We start from the raw sequence: 22,103 nt of genomic DNA on the forward strand, positions 1-22,103 counted from the left end.
ACGGGACGCCGGACGCCGGACCGGACGCCGGACGACGGACGGCCGTCTCTCCGGTGCGGGAGAGACGGCCGTACGGTCGTGCGGGCGCGGTGGCTCAGTCGGTCGTGCGCCGGGAGGTGAGGGAACCGGACGTCGCGTCGTCGTCCGTACCGCTCTTCTCCTCGGCGTCGGCCGGGCCCGCCTGCCGCGGCGGCTTGGCGTTGCCCGCGGCGGCGAACATCAGGCGGCCCGGGGGAAGGATGAGCGCGGCCGGGGAGGCCAGCAGATAGAGGATGACGACGGTCAGCAGCCCGGCCCCGGCGGCGTCCACGGCCTTGCCGTCGTCGTCCAGTGACCCGAAGAAGACCGTGCCCACCACGGCGATGCCGACGGCCACCCCGACCTGGATCGCGGTGTTGACCAGCGCGGCGGCGGAGCCGGCCAGCCGGCCCGGGGTCTTGGCCAGCACGGTGGCGATGAGCACCCCGGAGGTCATCGAGACGCCGAGGCCGGTGACGAGCATCCCGGGCACCAGCTGCCAGGAGTGCAGGTCCTCACCGGCGGAGCGCACGGCGAGCAGGTTGCCGGCCATGCCGATCGCCGCGAGCAGCGAGCCGACGACGGCGACGGGCCTGCCGTAGGGCCGGATCTTCGGCGCGAAGGGGCTGAAGAGCCCGACCCCCACGGCGAACGGGGCCATGGTCAGCGCGGTGTGCAGGGGGCTGTAGCCGAGGCCGGACTGGAGATGGACGGTGATCACCAGGGTGTAGCCGGTGCCGGCGAAGAAGAGCACGGCCACCGAGAGGCCGCCCATCGGCGCCCGCTCCCGCAGCAGCCCGGGGTCGATGAGCGGGGCGTGACCGCGCCGGACGACCGTCTTCTCGTACCGCCCGAAGAGCCACAGCAGGACGGGGCAGGCGGCCATCAGGACCCAGGTCCACCACGGCCAGCCCATGGTGCGGCCCTCCACCAGGGGGTAGAGCAGGGCCAGCACGGCGAGGGTGGCGATGGCGAGGCCGCGGACGTCGGTGGTGGCGGCGTGCTGGGCGCGGGAGTCGCGGCACAGGACGAACGTGCCGATCAGGGCGGCGATGCCGATGGGGACGTTGATGAAGAAGATCGGCCGCCAGTCGAGCCCGAACAGGTCGGCGTCGAGGATCACACCGCCGATGAGGGGGCCCGCGACGCCGCCGACCGAGAAGTTGAGGCCGAAGAGGGTGGCGGCCTTGTGCTGCTCCTCCGGGGGGAACTCGACCCGGAGCATGGCCAGCACCTGCGGCACCATCATCGCCGCGGACGCGCCCTGGGCGACGCGGGCGGCGACCAGCATCTCGGCGTTGACGGCGAGGCCGGTGAGCGCGGAGGTCACCACGAACGCGGCGAGGCCCCCCTGGAAGACGCGTAACCGCCCGAAGCGGTCGCCCAGTCGGCCCGCGGTGATCATTCCTGCCGCGAAGGCCATGACGTACCCCGCCACGGCCCATTCGAGCTGGGTGCTGGAGGCGTCCAGGTCTCGGCGGAGGGAGGGGAGCGCGACGTTGATCACCGTGGTGTCGACCAGGTCCATGAAGGCCGCGGACAGCGTGACGACGAACGCCGCCCAGCGCCGTGGGTTGTACGAGGTCGTGTCCGGTGCGGGTGGGGCGGAGAACGACATCGGCCGTCCCTTTCCTGATCAGTCCCGGAGCGGGGTGTCCGGTATCGTGGAGAACGGAGAGATGATTTGCTTTGAAAGCAAAGGTATTGGGGGTTGTGGCTGATGTCAACGCAGCGCGGGGCGCGGCGCGCCGAGGGGTCGGCGGGTGCCTCTGACGAGGCGGCTGGTGGCGGCGCCGGTGACGAGGAGATGAGCCGGGACGACGCCGTGCGCGCGATGCTCGTCCTGATGCCCCGCGTGGCCCAGCGGCTGAAGAAGACGACCGTCCCCGAGCGGCTGAGGTCGCTCAACCTCGCCCCCCGGCATCTCTCGCTCCTGTCGCACCTGGTCTTCGACGGCCCCGCGCTGGTGAACGAGCTGGCCGCCCGGCTCCAGGTGGCGCCGACGACGGTGAGCCTGATGGTCGCGGACCTCAGCCGCCAGGGAGTGGTCGAGCGCAAGCCGGACCCCGCCGACCGGCGCCGCACGATCGTCTCCATCTCGGACGACCCCGAGACCCAGGAGGCGATCAACGGCTGGCTGGCCCGCGGCGCCAGCTCCTGGGGCAAGGCCCTCGAACCGCTGACCCCGCGGGAACGGGCGGTGTTCGTACGGACCATGGAGGCCTACGAGCGCGGCGCCTCCGGCGAACCGGAGAGCTGACGCCCGTTCCCGGAGGGGTGCCGGGCCCGGCCTGAGTGGTCCTGGAGCGTTCTTCGAGTGGGGCCTGGTGTGTTGCGCGTCGGCGGCGGGCAACTCCGCCCGCCGCGCACTCCGGGAGGATGCGCATGCCCGAGACCGTGCTGGTCACCGGTGCCACCGGAACGGTGGGACGCCGCCTCGTCGCGGCGCTGAGCGGCCAGGGGAGCCAGGGAAGCAGGGGGAGCCAGGGGGGTGGGCGGTTCACCGTCCGCGCCCTGGTCCGTGACCCCGGGCGCACCGGGCCGCCCGAAGGCGCGGACGAGACCGTGCCCGGGGACCTGACCGACTCCGCCGCGATGGCCGAGGCCCTGCACGGCGTCTCCACCGCCTTCGTCGTCCTGGCCGCGGACGCCGGGGACGCGTTCGCGCAGGCCGCGGAGAAGACCGAGACGCTCCGTCATCTGGTCGTCGTCTCCGCGGACGCGCCCCCCGACTCCGCGGACCGCGGGCCGCTCTTCGCCCGCCATGTGCTCGGCGAGGCGCGGATGGCCGCCACCGGGGTGCCGGTCACCGTGCTCAGGCCCGCCCCGTTCGCGACCCAGGCGCTGGGCTGGGCCGCGGATCTGGCCGCCGGGGACACGGTGGGCGTCGTCCACCCCGACCTCGCCGTCCCGGTGATCGACCCGCGGGACGTCGCCGAGGCGGCCGCCGCCGCGCTGCGGGGCGTCCCGCCGGACCGGTCCCGGGTGCTGGCGCTCTCGGGGCCGCAGCTCCTCGACGTCCCCGAGCGGGTGCGCATCCTCGGGGAGGTGCTCGGCCGCGAGCTGAGCGTGGCACGGGTGGAGCCCGACGTCTGGGTGGACCGGGTCGCCCCGTTCCTGCCCGAGGCCTACGCCCGTGGCCTGCTGGACGTGGAGCGCCATCTGTACGAGCGCCGGCTGCCGGTCGTACCGGCCGTACGGGAGCTCACCGGCCGGGCGCCCCGCTCCTTCCGCACCTGGGCGGAGGACCACGCGGCGGCATTCGGTGCCCCCGGCCGGCGGCCGGCGCCGCAGCCATCACCGGCGCCGCAGCCATCGCACTCGCCACAGTCGTCGCCGTCATCGCCCTCATCGCCGTCATCGCCGTCATCCAAGGAGGCATCATGAGCACCGCCGCCGCCCGCCCCACCGCCTCGACCTCCGTCCGGCAGACCGCCCAGTCGGGGCTCTACGCGGAGGTCCAGCTCTTCTACGCCCGTCAGGTCCACCACCTCGACGCCGTCCGCGCCGAGGAGTTCGCGGCCACCTTCGCCGAGGACGCGCTGTTCGCGCACTCCCCGGACGAGCCCGCGGTCCGCGGCCGGGCCAACATCGCCAGGGAGGTACGGGCCTACAACGAGCGGCGCTTCCGGACCGACCCGGTGCAGCGCCGGCACTGGTTCACCATGCTCGACGTACGGGAGCAGGACGACGGCTCCGTCCACACCGAGTACTACGCCCTGATCGGCACCACCCGGCCGGGCGAGCCCCGCCCCGTGATCGCGCCGAGCTGCCTGGTGCGCGACGTGCTCGTCCGTGAGGACGGCGAACTGCGCACGCTGAAGCGGGAAGTGACGCAGGATCAGGAGATCGCGGGCTGACCGGACCTGACCGGACGCGGAAGCGGCGATGCGGGCCGGGCGACGTGCCCCGGCCCGCATCGTGGTCGTACGGTCAGGCCCCCGGTCCGTCGCTCTCCACCGGTCCGGACTCCCGGACCGCCGCGATGACCGCGTTCTGCCCCCGGTCGCGCCAGGCGGCGAGCCGTTGGTAGTCGTACCCGCCGAACGCCTCGTCGGCCTGGTCGAGGAGGGTCTCCTTGAGTTCCTCGTCGACCGCGGGATTGCCGAGCCCGGCCCAGCCGCGCTCCAGGCCGTCGCCCAGGTGTGCCATCAGATGGCGCAGCCCGCCCTCGCCGCCGCCCAGATGGAAGGCCCGGAAGGGACCGGTGACCGCCCACCGGGAACCGAGGGACGCGGTGACGATGTCGTCCAGCTCGCCCACCGTGACGACACCTTCGCGCACCAGGTGGATGCTCTCGCGCAGCAGCGCCGACTGAAGCCGGTTGGCGACGAACCCGGGTACGGCGCGGCGCAGCAGCACCGGTGTCTTGCCCAGACCGCGGTAGAAGTCCATGACCGCCTCGACCCGCGCCGGCTCAGCCTCCTCGGCGGCCACGACCTCCACCAGCGGCACGATGTGCGGCGGATTGAACGGATGCCCCACGATCACCCGCCCCGGCTTGTCGAGCGTGGCACCCAGGTCGGCCGGGAGCAGCGTGGACGTCGAGGACAGCAGCAGGGCGTCCGGCGCGGCTTCGGCGACCGCGCGGAAGACGTCCTGCTTCAGCGCCAGGTTCTCCAGCACGTTCTCCTGGACGACCTGGGCCCCCTCGGCGGCCTCCGCGGGGCTGCCCCAGAAGGTGAGCCGCGACGCCAGCCGTTCGGGGGGCAGCCGGCCGCCGGGCAGGGAACGGGCGTACAGCGGAAGGGCGCGTGTGACCTGTTCCTCGGCGTCCGGGCGGGTACTGCTGATCCGGACGTCGAGACCGGCGGCGGCGAACAGCGCCGTCCAGCCGAGGGCGATGGTCCCGGTGCCGAGGACGGCGACCGTGCGGGGGTTCTCGAAACCGGTCATGCCGCACTCCGCTCGTCGTCGCGGCCGGAACTGAGGATCTCCTGGTGCAGCCGCTGGATCCGGGTGCACGGCTCCACGCCGAGCTCCCGCATCAGCGTGCCGCGCAACTGCTGGAACGCCTCCAGCGCCCGCCAGGTGTGGCCGGAGCGGTGCAGGGCGGTCATCAGCAGCGCCCAGATGTTCTCGCTGAGTGGGTTGTGGGCGGCGACGGTCACCAGCTCCGCGAGGATCTCCCCGTGCCGCCCCATCCGGAGGTCGGCCGACAGGCACAACTCCAGGGCCCGGGTGCGGGCTTCGTCCATCGCGAGGATCTCGATGTCCAGGATGCGCCCGGCCGGTACGTCGGCCAGGGCCGGGCCGCGCCACATGTCCAGCGCCTGCCGCAGCAGGGCGGAGGCCTCGGCGGGTGCTCTGCGCTCCAGCGCGAGGGCGCCCGCGGCGGCCTTCTCGTGGAACCGCGCCATGTCGGACCGGCCGGGCTCGGCACCCAGCTGATAACTGCCGAACCGGGTGATGAGAACGTCTTTCGCGGTAAGCGGCGAGCCCGCCGGGAGCGCCTTCCTGATGAGCCGCCGTAATTGCATGACATAGGTCTGCAACGTGGTCTGCGCGCTGCGGGGTATGTGCTCACCCCACAGTTCCTCCATGAGCGTCGGGATCGGGACGAGATGTCCCGACCGCAGGGCGAGAAGTGCCAGGAGCTGACGGGGTTTTCCGGCGCTGGGCACCAGTGAGGTGCCGGCCAGGCGTACGTGCAGCGGACCCATTACCTCGATATCCATGACTCGGCCTTCGCTCGGAAATCAGGACGGCCTTGAGTCTGGCACGAGTAATTCGCGGTTCCCAGTGATCCCTTCATGACTCGACGGGATATTTTCATGCCTGCGGCAGGGAATATTGACAAGCTGTCAGATGAGCCCGTCCTCGCGCGCCATCCGGATGGCATCGACACGATTCCGGGCGTTCAACTTGCTGACGATCGCGGTGAGATAGTTGCGCACCGTACCCGCCGACAGATGGAGCTGGGCGGCGATGTGGCCCGCGTCGTGGCCGTCCGCCGCGCGCGCCAGCACCTCGGTCTCGCGCGGGGTGAGGATGCCGGAACCGAGGGTGAGCGCCTCCAGCGTCATGTCCTGGTCGTAGACCCGCTGTCCCGTCATGACGTCACGCACCGCGGCCGCGAGCCGGTCCGGCGGCGCGTCCTTGAGCAGCAGTCCCTCCAGTCCGGCGTCCAGGGCCCGGCGCACCACCGCGGGCCGTGCCGTGCTGGTCAGGATGAGGGTGCGGCACTCCGGCAGGGTCGCGCGCAGCTGTGCGGCGGCGGTCAGGCCGTCGGTGCCGGGCAGCCCCACGTCGATGAGGGCCACGTCGGGGCGGGTCCGCCCAGCGGTGGGCACGATCTCGTCACCGTGGCCGATCTCGGCCACCACCGTGAAGTCCGGTTCGAGATTCAGCAGGGCGACCAGCGCCCCGCGGACCATGTGCGCGTCCTCCGCGATGAGTAGACGTACCACGTCAGCGGCCTCCCCCGAGCTGCCCTTGGTCGTCGGCTGAAAAGAGCCTTGCCCAACAGTACGGCTGGTACTGACGTTGCCACAGACAACTATCAGCCAATCAAGCAAGTATGTGTTCGGGGTCGAGTCGCACTCGAGAAGTGCTCCACCGGTCGCGGTGAGGGTGCGCCGTGTTCTTTTCTCACTCCTGCGGAGTTTTCCTCGTCAGCACGGCGAAGTGGAGAAGGCGTTGACAAGAACGACAGGTATCAGGGTTTCCGATACGCCGCACCCGCGCACGAGTTCATACGGCAGGATTCTCGGCGTCGGCGGCTATCGCCCCCGCACGGTGATCGACAATGCGGAGTTGTGCCGGACGCTCGACTCCACGCCCGAGTGGATCGAATCCCGCTCCGGTATTCGTGAGCGACGCTTCGCGGCCCCCGACGAAACGCTGGAGCAGATGGCCGTGGCGGCGTCGGGCAAGGCGCTCGCCCAGGCCGGGATCGGCCCGGAGGACCTCGATTTCGTCCTGATCGCCACGATGACGAACCTGCGGCACGCCCCGCCGCTGTCGGCCCGTATCGCGCGCTCCCTCGGGGCCGACCGGGCCGCCGCGCTGGACACCTCGGCCGCGTGCTCCGGGTTCTGCCACACCCTGGCGATCGCGGCGGACATGGTGAGCGCGGGCAGTGCCCGCCATGTCCTGGTGATCGGCGCGGACCGGATGACGGACATAGTGCAGCGCACCGACCGGGGCAGCGCGTTCCTGTTCGCCGACGGCGCGGGCGCGGTGGTGGTGGGACCGTCGGACGAGCCAGGGTTCGGCCCCGTCGTACGGCGCACGGACAGCCGGTACGTCGACTCGGTCTGGATGACGGCCCCTTGGTCCGAGGGCGGTGAGCGGCCGTGGCTGCGCATCGACGGCCGGCGCATCTTCCGCTGGGCCATGGACGAGGTGGCGCCGGCCGCCGAGGAGATGCTGCGGGTCGCCGGTGTCGCCCCCGACCGGCTGGGCACCTTCGTCCCGCATCAGGCGAACGTGCGGATGATCGAGCTGATGGCGGACCGCCTGGGCCTTGGCCCGGAGACGGTCGTGGCCAGGGACGTCGTCCACACCGGCAACACCTCCGCCGCGTCGGTGCCGCTCGCGCTCGACGCCGTGCTCGCCGAGGGGCGGGTGGGCCGGGGCGACACCGCCCTGCTGATCGGGTTCGGCGCGGGGCTGAGCTTCGCCGGGCAGGTGGTGGTGCTGCCATGACCGAGCAGACCACCGGCGTTCCGCGTTCCGTGCCGGCGGAGGCGTTCCGGGCGGCCATGGCCTGTCACGCGGCCGGCGTGGCGGTCGTCACCACCAGGGACGCGACGGGGCGCCCCTGGGGACTGACGGTCACCTCGTTCAGCTCGGTGTCCCTGGAGCCGCCGCTGGTCGTGGCGTGCGTGGCCCGTCGCGCGGGCGGCTACCGGGCGTTCGCGGACTGCACGCGGTTCGTGGTGAGCCTGCTGGACGAGGAACAGGAGGAGATCGCCGCACGGTTCGCCCGTAGCGGCGCGGACAAGTTCCCCCCGCACGAGAACGAGCACGAGCACGACACCACCGCCCCCGGCATGCCCCCGGGGGTGCCGGGAGCCCTGTGCCGGCTCGACTGCCGCGTCCACGCCCGCCACCCGGCGGGCGACCACCTGCTCCTCGTCGGCCGGGTGACCGAGGCACACCACCGCGAGGGCACCCCCCTCATCCACCACCGCCGAACCTTCCACACCCTGCACCCGAACGCCGTACGGTCCTGAAGGCGGGGATGCCGAGCCGGCCACGGGCCGGTTCGCGCGGGTCGGCCGGGCCCGGGGACTCCGGGTCGGGCCGCCGGGGTCGTAGGGCTGGGGCGTGGCGGTTGGCCCGGCCCATACGCGCGGGGTCGTATCGACCGCGTCAGGGCCCGGCCGGCGGGGCGAGGAACCGGAATGGTTGCTCGCCCCGCCGGCCGGGCCCTGTCGGTGTGTCTGGTCGGTGTGTCTGATCAGTGTGTGGTGCGGGACTGCCGGGACTGCCAGTCCTGGAGCGGGCGGAGCCGGGTGCGCTCGCGTGGGCGCCGCAAGGCGTCGATGCCCTGGACTGCGGCGGCCAGGTCCCGGACCGTGGTCAGACAGGGCACTCCCTGCGCGAGGGCGGCGGCCAGGACCCCCTGGCCCTCGGCGGGAGCCTCCCCCCGGTGGTGCGTGACGACGACCAGGTCGATCTGCTCGTCGCGGACCAGTCGGGCGGCACTCGTCCGGCCGATCGCGTGGGCGACGCCGGCCTTGACGCCGTTACGCCGGAGCAGGCCCGCCAGACCGCCGGTGGCCAGCAACTCGAAGCCCAGGGCGGCCAGTTCACGGGCCGGGAAGATCACCGAGCGCCGGTCGCGGTCGGCGATGGACAGCAGGGCACGGCCCTTGGTGGGCAGCGGCCCCCCGACGGCCGCCCGGGACTTGGCGTAGGCGAACCCGAAGGCCTCCCCGACACCCATGGCCTCCCTGCCGCGGCCGGCGTTCCCGATACCGGCAGCAGCCTCCCCGCTGCCCGGCTCCGTTCCGATGCCCGTCGCCGCCCCGGTCCCCGGCAGGGTCTGGGCGACGGCGACCGGCGTGTCCGGGGGCAGGGTGGCGCCGTCGCCGGTGGGGCGCAGCAAACCCTCGGCCCGTAGCTCCGCCACGGAGGTGCCGAGCGCGATGCGTGCGGCGGCCCGCGCGAGGGGCACGCCGGTCGCCTGCGAGGTGAAGGGCACGGTCCCGGACACCCGGGGTTCGGCGCCGCGCACCTGGAGCACCCCACCGGCCAGAGCGCATCGCACGGTGAGCGCGCCGCGCACTCCGAGCGCCCCGGCGAGCACCCGGGTGGCCGCACGCACCCGTTCGAGGTCCTGGCCGCCGAGCGTGACGGCCGGCAGGACGTGCACCGCACCGGCATCCGACGCGTCGACCCACCCGAGGCGCTCCAGCACCCCGCCCAGATAGACCTCCTCCCCGTCGAACAGCGCGTCCACGGCGACCTCGACGGCATCACGCACCACCTGCCCGATCACCACGGGCCACGCACCACCGGCGCTTCCGGGCAGAGCGAGCAGAGAGGCCAACGCCCCTGCGTCCGGCACGAGTTCCGGGCTCCCGCCCCCCGTCCTGCCTTCCTCTCCCCCTCCCCATCCCCCACGCCCACCGGCCCACCCCACCGTCACCGGATACTCGACGCTCTCGGCCGCCGCCCGGGCCTCGGCCGGTGAGGACGCCGTCATGTACCGCACCGCGGAAAGCCCGGCGGTACGCAGAAGGCGCTGGAACGTGTCGTGTTCCTCGGTGGCGCGGACGGCAGACACCGGGGTGCCGAGGACCCGTACGCCCTGGTCCGCGAGGTCCCGCGCGAGCCGCGTCGCGTCCGCGCCGCCGAACTGCACGCACACCCCGGCGACGGGACCGCCGCGTCGCTCGGCGTGCACCACCTCCAGGACCGCCTCGGTCGTGAGGGGTGCGCAGTAGAACCGGTCGGCGGCCCGTTCATCCCCGTCCGGGGACGCCGGGGCGGAGCCGACCACGACGGTCTCGTGCCCCGCCGCGCGCAGGGCCGCGCACGCCTGGAGCCAGGCGTGCGCGGACCCGCCGCCGTCCTGCCCCAGGACGATCACCGCGGGCTTCGTACGCGTACGCCCGCCCGCCGGCCCCCGTCCGTCCCGGCACCGGTCCGGCCCCAGCAACGGAGGCACCGAGCGCACACCGAGGGCACACCGGATCTCCCGTACGACGTCTTCCCGCAGCCCGCGCAGCTCACCGATCCGGCGATCCCGGAACCCGTGCCGCTTGACCTCGGCGACGAGTTCCCGGGTCAGCTCGGGAGCGGCGACCAACTCGTCCGCCACTTTGCGGATCACGGAGAGCTGCTCGGCAAGCCAGGAATCGATCTCGGCGCGCCCGGCGCCGGTCACCTCAAGCGCGGCGCCCCCATGCAGACGGACCAGCGCCTCCTGGAGGGCCCCGGTGACGGTGTGGCCGACGGCCAGGGTCTCCGCTCCCGAGGGGGCGACCGCGCGGACGGCGACATGGCCGGGCGCGGGGCGGGAGCGTACCGGCGTCTCGTCGAGCGTGCGGCCGACGGCCAGTTCGGCACAGATCCCCGCCATCGGCAGACCGGTGGCGCAGGCCACGAGCGCCGCCTCGCGCGCACCCCGCGGGTCCACGTCGAGGACGGTCACGCGCCCGCTCTCGGGGTGCACCGCGCACCACAGGGTGCAGCCCCCGGCGCCCGCTCCGATCTCGCGGACCACGGCCCGGCCGACGTCGCGCAGCGTCTCGTACACCCGCGTCGTCGGTGTCCTCGCGGGCGCGACGGTGATCGTGCCGCCGCCGTCCGGCAGGTCGAAGGTCTCGAAGGCGCAGACGACCTCGATGTCGTCGTTCCGGTCGCGCACCAGTTGGAGCCCGTATCGGCGCCCGCCGGCAACGGCCGCGCCCGCCGCGACAGCCTCCGCGGCCCGGTGGAGCGCCCCGGCGTCGGCGCCGAGGAGCCGGACGCCGTACCGGTCGAGGGTGCCCGCCTCGTGCAGGGCCACGGCCGTGTCGAGGGCGACGCGTCCGTCGAGGGCCGGCAGCAGCGCGTCGGGGCGCTCCCTGGCGATGACGTTCTCGACGGACTCGGGGGTCACGGGTTCGGCGTAGGTGACGTCGGCGAACCCCGGGTCGGTGGTGACCGTCCCGGGGTCGGGGTCGACGAGGACGACCCGCAGCCCCAGGTCCGTCAGCGCCCGGCACGCCTGTGGGCCGGCCTCGAGGACCAGGACCGACCGCACGGTGCCGTGCTCAGGCACGAGGCCCGCTCCAATAGGTACGGGCGTCCGGTCGCAGCGCGCGGTTCAGGGGATCGCGCAGCAGCCGGGCGACCAGGCCGGCCGGCACGACGACGAAGAGATAGGCGACGGCGAGCAGCGCCAGGACGCAGGCGCGGCGAAGCGCATCCATGATGAGGCCTCTCAGAAGGGGGGTTCGGTCCACGAGCCCAGGGATCAGTCCAGCGGGATCAGTTCGCGCCAGTTGTCGTTCTCCGGCCAGGCCGGCTGCTCCGCCTTCTCGATGAGGAAGCCGCCGAGGGCCAGGGTGTCGATGTTGGTGCGCATGAAGCAGCGGTAGGCGTCCTCCGGGGTCGCCACGATGGGCTCGCCCCGCACGTTGAACGACGTGTTGACGAGGACGGGGCACCCGGTGAGCCGGTCGAACTCGGTCAACAGCCGGTGGAACGCGGGGTCTTGCTCCGCGTCGACCGTCTGCACCCGGGCCGAGCGGTCGACATGGGTGACCGCGGGGATGGTGGACCGGGGAACCTTCAGCAACTCCAGACCGGAGACCTGCCGGGAGCCCTGCCCGGACGCCTGCCCGTCGCCCTCCCCGGACGCCTGCCCGTCGCCCTGCCCGAGGTCGCCCTCCCCGAGGTCCCGCTCGGCGAGCTGCTGCTGGGCCGCGATCCGGGCGACGATCAGCATGTACGGGCTCGGCTGCCCCAACTCGAAGTACTCCTTGGCCCGTTCGGCCAGCACCGCGGGCGCGAACGGCCGGAACGACTCACGGAACTTGATCTTCTGGTTCATCGCGGACTGCATCGCCGGATCCCGTGGGTCGCCGAGGATGGACCGGGAGCCGAGCGCCCGCGGCCCGAACTCCATCCGCCCCTGGAACCAGCCCACGACCTTGCCCTCGGCGAGCTGCCCGGCCACCGCGCGGCTGAGTTCCTCGGCGCCGAGCCGGCGGTGCGGGATGGCGGAGGCGTCCAGATAGGCCTGGATCTGGTCGTCGTCGAACCGGGGGCCGAGGCGGGAGGCGCGCATCGCGTCGCGGCCCGTGCGGATGTGGGTCCGGGTGCGCGCCGGTCCCCGCTGGGCCAGCAGCGCCGCCCCGAGGGCACCGCCCGCGTCACCGGCCGCCGGCTGGACCCACAGTTCGTCGAAGATCCCGGCCTCGGCGAGCTTGCCGTTGGCGACGCAGTTGAGCGCCACCCCGCCCGCCAGGCACAGCCGGCTCTCCCGGGTCAGCCGGCGCGCCGTCCGCGCCAGCTTCAGCATGATCTCCTCGGTGACGGCCTGCACGGACGCGGCGAGGTCGAACTCCCGCTGGGTGAGCGGGCTTTCCGGTTCCCGGCGCGGACCGCCGAACAGCTCCTCGAAGCCGCGCCCCGTCATCACCTGGCCGTACTGGAACGCGAATCGGCGCATGTCGAGGCGGAAGGAGCCGTCGTCCTTGATGTCGACCAGCCGCTCCCGGATCAGGTCGGCGTGGACGGGCCGTCCGTAGGGGGCGAGGCCCATGAGCTTGTACTCGCCGGAGTCGACCTTGAACCCGCAGAAATAGGTGAACGCCGAGTAGAGCATCCCGAGGGAGTGCGGGAAGGACAGCTCGGCGACCGGGACGACCTCCCCGGCCACACCGTGCCAGATCGACGTGGTCGTCCACTCGCCCACCCCGTCCACGCACAGAACGGCCGCGGTCTCGTAGGGACTGGGCAGATAGGCGGACGCGGCGTGCGACTCGTGGTGCCCGAAGGCCCTGATCTCGGGGACGGGACCGGCGAACAGCGCGCCCAGCCGCTCCCGGACGGTGTCCGGCGCGCGCCGCTTCCAGCTCAGCCACTCGGGCATCACCTCCCGGAACGAGCTCCAGGAGCGCGGCGCCGTACCGAGGTAAGTCGCCAGCACCCGACGGAACTTGAGGTCCGAGCGCTCGTAGTAGGCGACAGTGTCGAGGTCGGCGAGGGAGAGTCCCGCCTCGTCCAGGCAGTAACGGACGGCGAGTTCGGGGAAGGACGGGTCGTGGCGGCGTCGGCTGAACCGCTCCTCCTGAGCGGCGGCGACGATCCCGCCGCCGTCGACCACGGCAGCCGCGCTGTCGTGGTAGTACGCGGACAGACCCAGGACGGTGGTGACGGGGGCATCAGATGCCATGGACCGAGCTCCTCGATTGTCAGTGGAGGCGGGTCAGTGGGAGGCGGGCGCGAGGCGCGCGAGGGGCGGGGTACGGCGTACGGTGCGCAGCGCTGCGTACAGTGCGGCGGCCCGGCCGGCGGGCGGGTTGAGGGAGCGCTGGCCGACCCGGACGCGTTCCCAGACCTCGGCCTCTCCGCCGGGTCCTGGGCGCGCGGGCAGCTCGTTGAGATGGCTGTCGATCGCGTCGGCCGCCCACGCCGAATGACCGGTGGCCACGTTGTCGATCGTGTTGTGGAGATCGACGAACTGGGTGCTGAAACCGTGGTGCCGCAACGCCACCCGGGCATCGCGGTAGCTGCCGCCGACCCCGGACAGCTCCATCGCCAGGTTGAGCCCGAGGATCTCCGGCATGAACTCCTCCGGGAACCGGGAGACGCTCAGCCAGAACACCGGCATGGCGAAGGCCTCGTCGCGCAGTTGGGGCCAGGCGATGAACTCGGGCGAGGCGGTGGGCGGCAGATCGATCCCCATCTGGCGCAGCAACGCACGGTAGATCCGGGGGTGGTTGAGCTCCGGCTCCCCGTTGCCCAGCTCGTCCCAGTAGGTACGGAAGAGGAAGTGCCCGGCGCGGGACGCGGCGAGCCGGTAGTCCGTGAACCCCTGGAGCCAGCCGCCGTCGATCATGATGAGCGGCGCCAACTGAAGGGTGGAGTCGATGAGTTCGTCCCGACTGGGCAGGTCCACCTGTTCCTCGTCGAAGCCCTCGGCATGCTGGTCGTGGGCCCGGGCCAGCCAGGGGCGCAGCCCGTTCTCCCGGTCCCAGCGCTCGGGCAGGGCCCCCTTCGCCGGCCGGTTGAGGGCGTAGCGGGAGCGGGCCAGCCAACGGGACGCGTAGGCGTGCGCGAACGCGCGCAGACCGGGCGAGTCGGCGCGGCTCAGGAGCAGCGGGTAGGCCTCGCGTGCGGCGCGGGGCGTGAGAGCGGGGCGCCGCACCGGAACCGGCCCGCGCGACCCGGGTGCCGCCACCGAGGCCGACGCCACCGCCTGTGACACCCCGCCCCGCCCGGGCCAGTCCGCCTGGGCCCGGTGCAGCCCGGCCTGACGGCTCGCGGTGACAGAGGGGCTCTCGGCTTCAGCCCCGTCCGGTGCGTCGGGATGCAGGACGGACCCCGGTTCGGGAAGCCCCCGTATCCACCGCCGCAGCACGGCGAGCTCCTCCTCGGTGAAGATCCGGAACATGGGCCCCTTGGGGCCGATGAGCCGCCCCAGCAGCGGACTGGACTCCGGCTTCCCGGGGCGTACGAGCCTGCTGCGGGCCAGCGCCGCGAGGAAGGGCGCGGGACCGGCGTCGACATCGGCGAACCACTCCGACAGGGGACGTCCCTCCAGCCGGAAACCGGAGTGGTAGACCGCCGCCTGCCGGGCCCGGGTGTGGATGAGCCTCCAGACCCCGTAGTCGGGGTGCAGGGACAGCGCGGTCTCCTGACGCAGCCGCTCGCTCCACTCCCGCACCTCACGCAACGCCCAGCGAAACCCCTCAAGCACCCCACCGACCGCCGCACCCGACGCCGATACGACACCGGCACCGGCATCGGCCGCGGGCGCTCCCGCCGCCTCGGCATCAGACCCCGCCGCCTCGGCATCAGACTCGGCCATCGCCGCCAACTGCGCCCGTACGGCGGCCCAGGACAGCTCGCGCCCCGGCGCCCAGCCGGCGGCCCGGGCCGCGCCCAGGTCGAGCGTCTCGTACGTCTCGTCCTTGGCGTCCGTGGCCCGCAGCGCGGCGGCCAGAGGCGGCAGCACGCCGACGTGCCGCAGGCACAGGTCGGCGCCGAGCAACTGGCAGCGGTAGGTGTCGGGCAGCCGGCTCATCGTCAGCAGCAGCGCGGGGAGCCGGAAGCTGAATCCGTCGACGGACTCGCTGCCCGCGAGCAGCACACCGGGCAGCTCCTCCGCGACACCGTGGCGCCGCAGCAGCTCACGGAAGTCGCTGCCGCGGTCGGCCAGCGGCAGCCCGACCCCGACGTCCGCGGCGTACAGGGTCAAGGTCCGCAGGACGGGTTCCGTCTCCGAGTTGCCGGGCCCCGACAGCCATTGCAGCCAGGCTCCGGCACTGAGCGCGAACGGCGCGCAGTTGCGCAGCACCCGGCGGACGGCCTCGTCGAGATCCTCCCCCGCGTCAGGGAGCACCGTGCCGAAGGCGTCGGCCTCCGCAGCGCTCCACCGGGCGGCTTCCGCGCACAGCGCGAGCAGCTCCCGTTCCGCGGTTTCGGGGTCGGGGTGGGCGTGGACGTCGGTGGACGGTAGGCCCCGGCCGTCCTCCGGGGTGAGGGGATCGGGAGCGCCCGGAGACAGGGCGCGCAGGTACAGGGTGCGATAGCGGGAGGACATGACGCAGCGGCACCTTCCCTCAGAACATCGGGTAGATGGTGTTGTCCTTGCGGCGCCTGCGGCGGTTCCTGCGCTGCTTGAACAGGGCGGCGAGCTTGCGGAACACAGTGATCACCTCACGGTGGGAGACAGGGGATCCAGCGGAAGCGAGGGCGAACCCGCGCTCAGGCGAGGGCGAACTCGGCGCGCAGAAGGTCGGCCACGACGCGCGAACCGTCGTCCGTGTGGTGCGTCTGGTCCACGAACAGCCACCCGTCCCGTTCCGGCGAAGCCCCCAGCGCCTCGTTGACGTCGAGGAACGGCACGCCGTGCTGCTTGCAGACGTCGGCGAGGCGCTGGGCGTAGGCGGTGTGCACGGCCGGGTCGAGGATCTGCTGGAACAGGTTCCACATCTGCGCGCGTTGGCTGTAGTTCTCCTCGATGAGCAGCCGCTCCTGCTCGGTGAGGCGCTTGCCGCTCCACGAGGCCGTGGCCTGGAGGGCGAACAGCACCCGGGCCCCGGTGGGGGCGGCGAGTTCGACGAGCCGGGCGAGATCGCGCCCGGTCGTGCGGGCCGCGATGTCGATCCGCTGCTCGGGATCGGCCAGCGCCCGGTCCTCCTGCCGGGCTTCCCCGCCCAGCCGCCGGGCCGCCTGGGCCAGCCGCCCCTGGGCCCACCCGGGCTGCTTGCCGCCCTGTCCGAGCGCGGGCACGCCGAGCTGCCGGAAGAACTCGCCGGAGAAGAAGAACTGGCCGTATCCGCTGTCCGCGGCGGGCAGCCCGCCGACCACGAGGTCGTTGAGGCCGGAGTAGACGACAATGTCCCGTACGGCGGGCAGTTCCCCCCGGTGCATCAGGAAGAGCAGGGTCTCCTGCGTGGAGTTGAAGGCGGGCGCGGCGAGGTTGAGCCAGGGCCGGGCCGCCGGCGCCTGGGAGAGCAGGGACGGAATGGTGTGCGCGTCGTCCGTCGCCCCGAGCCCGAAGGCGGGCGAGGCCCCCAGCATCAGGCTCACCGGACCGTCGGGCAGCTCACCCTTGAGCGAGAACGCCCCCCGCGCCGAGACCGAGTGCCGGAAGCCTCCGGCATCGGTGTTGATCACGGGGGAGCGGAAGCCGGGCCGGTTGAAGAACATGACGTACGGCGTCCAGCAGATGTCGCCGGTGGCGAACTCCTCGTAGTGGCGCATGTGCGGAGTCAGTCGTTTCTGCTGTTCCACTGGTTCCCCTCCGAGCAGACGGTGAGCCTTGACCGGCGGCCGGCCCGGAGCGGAGTCCGGCCCGGCCGCCCGGGGCTCAGAGACCGTGCTCGGGCCCGCTAGAGAGGTGCTCGAAGGTCGTCGGAGAAGTGGCGACGGTCACCGGGGGCGCGGCGGGCGGCCGCAGGGCGGGGACGCGGACGACGAGGACGAACCAGCCGTCGACGCTCTCGGTGCGCAGGCTGCCGCCGACCTGTCCGGCGCGCGCCGCCATGTGCTCGAGCCCGCTGCCGCCGTGCTGGGACTCGGAGGCGACATGGGGGCCGTCGGCGGCGGGACCGCTCACCCCGTCGTTGGCCACGGTGAGTTCGAGCTGCCGCAGCTGTCCGTCGCACGTCGTCGCCAGGGTGATCTCGCACCGGGTGGCCCGGCTGTGCCGCAGCATGTTGGTGACGGCCTCGCGCAGCACCACCGCGAGCACATTGCCGACCCGCGGTTCGATGTGCCGGAAGTCGCCCTCGGTCGTCATCTCGATGCCCGCCGAGTCGAGCACGCGCTTGCTGAGCTCGACCTCGTCGACCAGCCGTAGGGAACGCCTGCCGTGCACCACGGTGCGTACGTCGGCGAGGGCGGCGCGGGTGATCGCCAGTGACTCGGACAGCTCCTGGCGTGCCTGGGCGTCGTCCTTGCCGATCAGCCGGTTGGCCAGTTCGGTCTTCAGGGTGATGGCGGACAGGCTGTAGCTGAACAGGTCGTGCAGGTCCTGGGTGAACCGCACGCGTTCCCGGGACACCGCGACCCAGGCGGACTCCTCGCGCCGCCGGTGCAGTTCGGTGACGAGATCGACCAGCCGGCTCAGCGCGGTGGTGATCAGACCGATGGACGCGCAGGACAGCACCATGAAGGCGGCCGTGAAGAGGTCGTCCCCGGTTGCCAGGGCGGTGACGAGGACGGCCACGTTGATCACACCGAACAGCGCGTACGCCAGCTTGGCGCGCAGCAGCACCGTGCAGGCGCCGGCGAGAAAGCCGGCCAGGGCGCCCGACTGGTGGCCGAGGAACAGCACCGGGCTGAGGGAGAGCAGGGCCTGGAGGGCAAGCGTCCAGGGGAAGCGCCGGTTGACGACCTGGAGGCGGCCGCGGGCCGAGGGCGAACAGTGCGCCATCTGAAGGACGTAACAGCAGCTCACGACGGCGGAGGCGAGGGTGAGCCCCTGCGGGGTGTGCGAGACCTTGATCAGGTTTGCGACGCCGATGACGGCGAATCCGGCCAGGATGACCGACATGAGGGTCATGGCGTACTTCGGCGGCATCACCGCTGTGGACCGACGCACCGATCCTTGTCGGCGGAGGGTCTGGACGGCACCGGTGTCGCGGGGATCCGTATCCGAAGGGGACGTGGCAGCAGATCTGTCGTGGGGGACGTTCCTAACAGCACGTGGGGGGCCTCGCGTTTCTGGGGTGAGGAGTGCGGTGCGGACACGCCACTTACTTTTGCCCAAGCCGGAGACGCGACAAACGGAATTCGACCGCCCGGCGCGCTCCGTACACGCAACAGCCCCCGACCCGTTTTCCCTGGTCGGGGGCTGTTCCTCAAGCGGTAGCGGAGGGATTTGAACCCTCGGTGACTTGCGCCACACTCGCTTTCGAGGCGAGCTCCTTCGGCCGCTCGGACACGCTACCGAGGGAGACCTTACAGCAAGGTGGGGCATGGTTTGAAATCGGTATCCGGGTGCTCTCAGCGCTCCCGGAAGAACTCGGTGAGCAGGCTCGCGCACTCCTCGGCGAGGACGCCCTCGATCACCTCGGGCCGGTGGTTGAGCCGCCGGTCGCGGATGACGTCCCAGAGGGAACCGGCCGCGCCGGCCTTCTCGTCGCGGGCGCCGTAGACGACCCGGTCCACCCGGGACTGCACGAGCGCGCCCGCGCACATCGTGCAGGGTTCGAGGGTGACGACCAGCGTGCAGCCGGTCAGCCGCCACTCGCCGAGCCGGACGGCGGCCCGGCGGATCGCGAGGACCTCCGCGTGGGCGGTCGGGTCGCCGACCGCCTCGCGTTCGTTGTGCCCGGAGCCGAGGACGGTGGTGCCGTCCGGGGCCAGTACGACGGCCCCGACCGGCACATCGGGCCCGGCCTTCCCGGCCTCGTCCAGGGCGAGCCGCATCGCGGCCCGCCACAGGTCACGCACCGGGTCCGGGGGACCCCCTGAGGTCTCCCCGGTCAGCGGACGGTCTCCAGGACCTCCGAGGCGCCCAGGGCCTCGGCGATCTCGCCGAGCGCGTCCTGCGACAGGGACTTCAGCTCCTTCTCGCTGATGCCCAGGTCGTCGAGGACGCCGGGGTCGCCGACCGGGCCGTGCGGCACGGCCTCGGCGGAGCCGCCGCCCTTGTCGTCGTTGTCGTCGTTGTCGTCGTCCTCGTCCTCGCCGTCCTCGGTGCCGTCGAGGTCGAGGGATTCCAGGTCGGCGTCGTCGCCGCCGGGCTCCCTTCCGAGCAGTTCGTCGGTGAGCAGGATCTCGCCGTAACTGCTGCGGGCAGCGGCGGCGGCGTCCGAGACGTAGATACGAGGGTCGTCCTCGCCGTCGATGCGGACGACACCGAACCAGGCGTCCTCCTGCTCGATCAGCACGAGCACCGTGTCGTCCTCGGCCGCGGCTTCCCGGGCGAGGTCGGCCAGATCCGACAGCGTCTCCACATTGTCGAGGAGCTCTGTGTCGCTCGCTTCCCACCCGTCTTCGGTGCGCGCGAGCAGTGCGGCGAAGTACACCGTGACTCTCCCACTGGTCATAGGCGTGCCGGTTGGGGGTCCCCCCGGCGGAGGTCTGCGGGCGGGGAGGCATTGGCTCCGAGCCCCACCCACTCGGAATCGTGGCAGAAACGGAGCGTTCAGGGGACGTCTTCGGCACCCTGTGTCCGCCCGTTTTGATCGTCCACCAGCGGGATCGTACGCGGCTGACGGTGCGGCACACGCATCAGGCGGCCCAAGAACGGCCCAAGGCCTACCAGCGGAAGGTGCGCATGCGCATGGCGTGGCGCAGCCGTGCGGCCTTGGCGCGCCGGGGCTGGACACGGTCGCGCAGCTCCCGGGCCTCGGCGAGATCGCGCAGGAACTGGGCGCGCCGCCTGCGGCGCTCGGCGTCGGTCTCCTGTTGTGGGTCCTGCTCCGGCACAGGCACTGGCATAGGCACACCACCCCGTCACGTCCCTCCCACTTTCCCTCTGTCGGGGGGTTTGATGCCAGCGCACGGGTGAGGGGAGGTTTGCCGTTGCCGGGACGCCGGGCATGGCGGGCCCGGTTACTGTTGTGGACATGCGTCTCCACGTCGTCGACCACCCTCTGGTCGCCCACAAGCTCACCACGCTGCGCGACCAGCGCACCGACTCCGCGACCTTCCGCCGTCTCGCCGACGAGCTGGTCACCCTCCTCGCCTACGAGGCCACGCGCGACGTGCGCACCGAGCAGGTCGACATCAACACGCCGGTCGCCCGGACCACCGGCGTGAAGCTGTCCTACCCGCGCCCCCTGGTGGTGCCGATCCTCCGCGCCGGCCTCGGCATGCTCGACGGCATGGTCCGTCTGCTGCCGACCGCCGAGGTGGGCTTCCTCGGCATGATCCGCAACGAGGAGACGCTGGAGGCGTCCACGTACGCCTCGCGCATGCCGGAGGACCTCTCGGGCCGTCAGGTGTACGTCCTCGACCCGATGCTGGCCACGGGCGGGACGTTGGTCGCCGCCATCCGTGAGCTCATCAAGCGCGGCGCGGACGATGTGACGGCCGTGGTGCTGCTCGCGGCGCCCGAGGGCGTGGAGCTGATGGAACGCGAACTGGCGGGCACCCCGGTGACGGTGGTGACGGCAGCGGTCGACGACCACCTGAACGAGCACGGCTACATCGTGCCGGGCCTGGGAGACGCGGGCGACCGTCTTTACGGTGCTGCTGAGTAAGGGCGCGGTTTCGCCGTAGGGGTGCGGATGCGTTGCGACTGACGGCCGTATGTGGCTTGTCGCGCCCCGCGGCGGAGCCGCGTTTCGATACAGCCCCGCGCCCTTAAAAGCCTTTCAGCAGGCCTTCTTCGAAGAACTCGGCGCAGGCTGCGGGTTCCCCAGCGCGGCCAGCGCCTTGTCCGCCGCCGCCTTGGCCGTCAGGGACTTGAACCCGGTCCCGATGACCAGATCGACGTCGGCCCCCTTACGCCCGTCAGCCCGCGTCTCGGCCCCACCCAACTGCGTGCCCAGCACAGGCAACGACGTGCCCACAGCCGACGTACGCCCCACCAGCAGCCCCGCGCCCTTGACCTTCTTGTCGAACTCCGCGCTCGCGTTGCCCACGTCACCGATCTTGAAGCCGCGCTTCTTCAGCTCGTCCGCCGTCTTCTTGGCGAGCCCCGCGCGGGGCGTGGCGTTGAAGACGTTGACGGTGATCTGCGCCGGCTTGGGATAGTGCGACGCGGACGCGGACGCGGACGTGGACGCCGAGGCCGACGGGGACGCCTTCGTCGCGCAGTCCGCCTTGGGGCCCGCCGCGGATGCCTCGTCGTCGTTGCCGGTGAAGATGCCGATGAGCTGGAGCGTGCCCCAGCCGACGAGGCCGAGCGCGGCGACGGAGGCCACCAGCGCCAGCACGAGCCTGCCGCGCCTCCGGGGCCGGCGCATGCGCGGGTATTTGTCCCCCGTGATCCGGTACTTGCCGCCCATGCCTGGGGGAGTCAGCATGCTCATGGGCGCAGCGTAGTGCGCCGGGGCGGCGATGCCTACTAAATGATCATTGGATCCGGGTCAGGTGAACCCGAAAGGGCCAACCCTCTACAGCGTGGCCACTTAATCCAGCTCAAGCACACGCGCGTGCAGCACCTGGCGCTGCTGGAGCGCCGCCCGTACCGCGCGGTGGAGGCCGTCCTCGAGATACAGGTCGCCCTGCCACTTCACGACGTGCGCGAAGAGGTCGCCGTAGAACGTGGAGTCCTCGGCGAGCAGGGTTTCCAGGTCGAGCTGGCCCTTGGTCGTCACCAGCTGATCGAGGCGGACCGGGCGCGGCGCGACGTCCGCCCACTGCCGGGTGCTTTCCCGGCCGTGGTCGGGGTACGGCCGGCCGTTTCCGATGCGCTTGAAGATCACACGGAAAGCCTACCGGTCAAGACCTTCCGGGCGCAGCCATGGCGACGGAGTGTGATGCTGGAAAAGATGCCATGAACGGGG

General features: G+C 72.3%; 21 protein-coding genes and 1 tRNA gene. 6 read left to right on the plus strand and 16 right to left on the minus strand.

Translation table 11 applies throughout. From position 1 onward, the window contains the following. Window positions 1-94: 94 nt before the first annotated feature. The gene (locus tag OG866_RS22690; RefSeq protein ID WP_329337296.1) at window positions 95-1,636 is read right to left on the minus strand and encodes an MFS transporter; all 1,542 of its coding nucleotides are present in this window, start codon (window positions 1,634-1,636) and stop codon (window positions 95-97) included. Window positions 1,637-1,825: 189 nt separating this feature from the next. Between OG866_RS22690 and OG866_RS22695 the strand changes: the two genes are divergently transcribed. The 3 genes from OG866_RS22695 (at window position 1,826) to OG866_RS22705 (ending at window position 3,878) form a co-directional block, all read left to right on the plus strand. Continuing rightward, window positions 1,826-2,278 carry a MarR family winged helix-turn-helix transcriptional regulator gene (locus tag OG866_RS22695; protein ID WP_329344243.1) on the plus strand — a complete coding sequence of 151 codons (453 nt, stop codon included), beginning with the start codon at window positions 1,826-1,828 and terminating at the stop codon, window positions 2,276-2,278. Window positions 2,279-2,403: 125 nt separating this feature from the next. Further along, on the plus strand, window positions 2,404-3,405 hold the full coding sequence (locus OG866_RS22700) for an NmrA family NAD(P)-binding protein (RefSeq protein WP_329337297.1): 1,002 nt from the start codon (window positions 2,404-2,406) through the stop codon (window positions 3,403-3,405). Then, complete coding sequence (locus OG866_RS22705; RefSeq protein ID WP_329337299.1) at window positions 3,402-3,878, plus strand: nuclear transport factor 2 family protein; 477 nt, start codon at window positions 3,402-3,404, stop codon at window positions 3,876-3,878. Before OG866_RS22700 ends, OG866_RS22705 begins: the two co-directional genes overlap by 4 nt. Before the next feature lie 73 nt (window positions 3,879-3,951). Here the strand turns inward: OG866_RS22705 and OG866_RS22710 are convergent, their stop codons facing one another. The 3 genes from OG866_RS22710 to OG866_RS22720 form a co-directional block, all read right to left on the minus strand. Then, window positions 3,952-4,914: a 3-hydroxyacyl-CoA dehydrogenase NAD-binding domain-containing protein gene (locus OG866_RS22710; protein ID WP_329337300.1), complete on the minus strand. Its 963-nt coding sequence runs from the start codon at window positions 4,912-4,914 to the stop codon at window positions 3,952-3,954. Beyond that, window positions 4,911-5,696, minus strand: a complete 786-nt coding sequence (locus OG866_RS22715) for an AfsR/SARP family transcriptional regulator (protein WP_329337302.1) — start codon at window positions 5,694-5,696, stop codon at window positions 4,911-4,913. Before OG866_RS22715 ends, OG866_RS22710 begins: the two co-directional genes overlap by 4 nt. 126 nt (window positions 5,697-5,822) lie before the next feature. Further along, a complete protein-coding gene (locus OG866_RS22720; protein WP_329337303.1) occupies window positions 5,823-6,428 on the minus strand; it encodes a response regulator transcription factor in 606 nt (201 codons plus the stop codon). 331 nt (window positions 6,429-6,759) lie between these two features. Here OG866_RS22720 and OG866_RS22725 point away from each other — a divergent pair, with 331 nt between their 5' ends. Together OG866_RS22725 and OG866_RS22730 are read left to right on the plus strand one after the other, a co-directional pair. Continuing rightward, the gene (locus tag OG866_RS22725; protein WP_443063654.1) at window positions 6,760-7,668 is read left to right on the plus strand and encodes a beta-ketoacyl-ACP synthase 3; all 909 of its coding nucleotides are present in this window, start codon (window positions 6,760-6,762) and stop codon (window positions 7,666-7,668) included. After that, window positions 7,665-8,198, plus strand: coding sequence for a flavin reductase family protein (locus OG866_RS22730; protein ID WP_329337306.1), 534 nt, complete (start codon window positions 7,665-7,667; stop codon window positions 8,196-8,198). The genes OG866_RS22725 and OG866_RS22730 overlap by 4 nt, the downstream gene beginning before the upstream one ends. Before the next feature lie 227 nt (window positions 8,199-8,425). On the opposite strand, the gene OG866_RS22735 is transcribed toward OG866_RS22730, so the two are convergent. The 10 genes from OG866_RS22735 to OG866_RS22780 all read right to left on the minus strand — a co-directional run bounded on the left by OG866_RS22735 (window position 8,426) and on the right by OG866_RS22780 (window position 20,088). Next, a complete protein-coding gene (locus OG866_RS22735; protein WP_329337307.1) occupies window positions 8,426-11,239 on the minus strand; it encodes a carbamoyl phosphate synthase preATP-grasp domain-containing protein in 2,814 nt (937 codons plus the stop codon). After that, window positions 11,232-11,390, minus strand: a complete 159-nt coding sequence (locus tag OG866_RS22740) for a hypothetical protein (protein WP_329337309.1) — start codon at window positions 11,388-11,390, stop codon at window positions 11,232-11,234. The genes OG866_RS22735 and OG866_RS22740 overlap by 8 nt, the downstream gene beginning before the upstream one ends. 44 nt (window positions 11,391-11,434) lie before the next feature. Then, window positions 11,435-13,360, minus strand: coding sequence for a carbamoyltransferase family protein (locus OG866_RS22745; RefSeq protein ID WP_329337310.1), 1,926 nt, complete (start codon window positions 13,358-13,360; stop codon window positions 11,435-11,437). A 33-nt stretch (window positions 13,361-13,393) separates the two neighbouring features. Then, window positions 13,394-15,733, minus strand: a complete 2,340-nt coding sequence (locus tag OG866_RS22750) for an iron-containing redox enzyme family protein (protein WP_329337311.1) — start codon at window positions 15,731-15,733, stop codon at window positions 13,394-13,396. A 164-nt stretch (window positions 15,734-15,897) separates the two neighbouring features. Next, window positions 15,898-16,929, minus strand: coding sequence for an IopA (locus tag OG866_RS22755; protein ID WP_329337312.1), 1,032 nt, complete (start codon window positions 16,927-16,929; stop codon window positions 15,898-15,900). 76 nt (window positions 16,930-17,005) lie between these two features. Further along, window positions 17,006-18,241, minus strand: coding sequence for a sensor histidine kinase (locus OG866_RS22760; protein WP_329337313.1), 1,236 nt, complete (start codon window positions 18,239-18,241; stop codon window positions 17,006-17,008). 264 nt (window positions 18,242-18,505) lie between these two features. Next, window positions 18,506-18,590: transfer RNA gene (locus OG866_RS22765), tRNA-Ser, on the minus strand. 55 nt (window positions 18,591-18,645) lie between these two features. Continuing rightward, entirely contained in the window at window positions 18,646-19,071 is a 426-nt protein-coding gene (gene tadA / locus OG866_RS22770; RefSeq protein ID WP_329344244.1) for a tRNA adenosine(34) deaminase TadA, read from the minus strand. A gap of 56 nt (window positions 19,072-19,127) precedes the next feature. After that, window positions 19,128-19,673, minus strand: coding sequence for a tRNA adenosine deaminase-associated protein (locus tag OG866_RS22775; RefSeq protein WP_329344246.1), 546 nt, complete (start codon window positions 19,671-19,673; stop codon window positions 19,128-19,130). Window positions 19,674-19,905: 232 nt separating this feature from the next. Continuing rightward, window positions 19,906-20,088 carry a hypothetical protein gene (locus tag OG866_RS22780; protein WP_329337314.1) on the minus strand — a complete coding sequence of 61 codons (183 nt, stop codon included), beginning with the start codon at window positions 20,086-20,088 and terminating at the stop codon, window positions 19,906-19,908. Between the two features lie 128 nt (window positions 20,089-20,216). On the opposite strand from OG866_RS22780, the gene upp reads away from it, so the two are divergent. Beyond that, window positions 20,217-20,852 carry a uracil phosphoribosyltransferase gene (gene upp / locus OG866_RS22785; RefSeq protein WP_059194583.1) on the plus strand — a complete coding sequence of 212 codons (636 nt, stop codon included), beginning with the start codon at window positions 20,217-20,219 and terminating at the stop codon, window positions 20,850-20,852. A gap of 114 nt (window positions 20,853-20,966) precedes the next feature. On the opposite strand, the gene OG866_RS22790 is transcribed toward upp, so the two are convergent. Continuing rightward, window positions 20,967-21,626, minus strand: a complete 660-nt coding sequence (locus OG866_RS22790; RefSeq protein WP_329337317.1) for a LytR C-terminal domain-containing protein — start codon at window positions 21,624-21,626, stop codon at window positions 20,967-20,969. Between the two features lie 99 nt (window positions 21,627-21,725). After that, window positions 21,726-22,022 (minus strand): type II toxin-antitoxin system VapB family antitoxin, encoded by a 297-nt coding sequence (locus OG866_RS22795; protein ID WP_003999914.1) that lies wholly within the window; start codon window positions 22,020-22,022, stop codon window positions 21,726-21,728. Window positions 22,023-22,103: the final 81 nt, after the last annotated feature.

Origin of the sequence: Streptomyces sp. NBC_00663 (assembly GCF_036226885.1) — a bacterium.
GTDB lineage: Bacteria > Actinomycetota > Actinomycetes > Streptomycetales > Streptomycetaceae > Streptomyces.

Excerpts from the sequence above, each read along its gene's own strand:
- OG866_RS22715 (WP_329337302.1), bottom strand. The coding sequence starts at position 5,696 with ATGGATATCGAGGTAATGGGTCCGCTGCACGTACGCCTGGCCGGCACC.
- OG866_RS22780 (WP_329337314.1), bottom strand. The coding sequence starts at position 20,088 with ATGCCAGTGCCTGTGCCGGAGCAGGACCCACAACAGGAGACCGACGCC.
- OG866_RS22710 (WP_329337300.1), bottom strand. The coding sequence starts at position 4,914 with ATGACCGGTTTCGAGAACCCCCGCACGGTCGCCGTCCTCGGCACCGGG.
- upp (WP_059194583.1), top strand. The coding sequence starts at position 20,217 with ATGCGTCTCCACGTCGTCGACCACCCTCTGGTCGCCCACAAGCTCACC.
- tadA (WP_329344244.1), bottom strand. The coding sequence starts at position 19,071 with ATGCGGCTCGCCCTGGACGAGGCCGGGAAGGCCGGGCCCGATGTGCCG.
- OG866_RS22700 (WP_329337297.1), top strand. The coding sequence starts at position 2,404 with ATGCCCGAGACCGTGCTGGTCACCGGTGCCACCGGAACGGTGGGACGC.
- OG866_RS22705 (WP_329337299.1), top strand. The coding sequence starts at position 3,402 with ATGAGCACCGCCGCCGCCCGCCCCACCGCCTCGACCTCCGTCCGGCAG.
- OG866_RS22730 (WP_329337306.1), top strand. The coding sequence starts at position 7,665 with ATGACCGAGCAGACCACCGGCGTTCCGCGTTCCGTGCCGGCGGAGGCG.
- OG866_RS22690 (WP_329337296.1), bottom strand. The coding sequence starts at position 1,636 with ATGTCGTTCTCCGCCCCACCCGCACCGGACACGACCTCGTACAACCCA.
- OG866_RS22740 (WP_329337309.1), bottom strand. The coding sequence starts at position 11,390 with ATGGATGCGCTTCGCCGCGCCTGCGTCCTGGCGCTGCTCGCCGTCGCC.
- OG866_RS22790 (WP_329337317.1), bottom strand. The coding sequence starts at position 21,626 with ATGAGCATGCTGACTCCCCCAGGCATGGGCGGCAAGTACCGGATCACG.
- OG866_RS22695 (WP_329344243.1), top strand. The coding sequence starts at position 1,826 with ATGAGCCGGGACGACGCCGTGCGCGCGATGCTCGTCCTGATGCCCCGC.
- OG866_RS22745 (WP_329337310.1), bottom strand. The coding sequence starts at position 13,360 with ATGGCATCTGATGCCCCCGTCACCACCGTCCTGGGTCTGTCCGCGTAC.
- OG866_RS22750 (WP_329337311.1), bottom strand. The coding sequence starts at position 15,733 with ATGTCCTCCCGCTATCGCACCCTGTACCTGCGCGCCCTGTCTCCGGGC.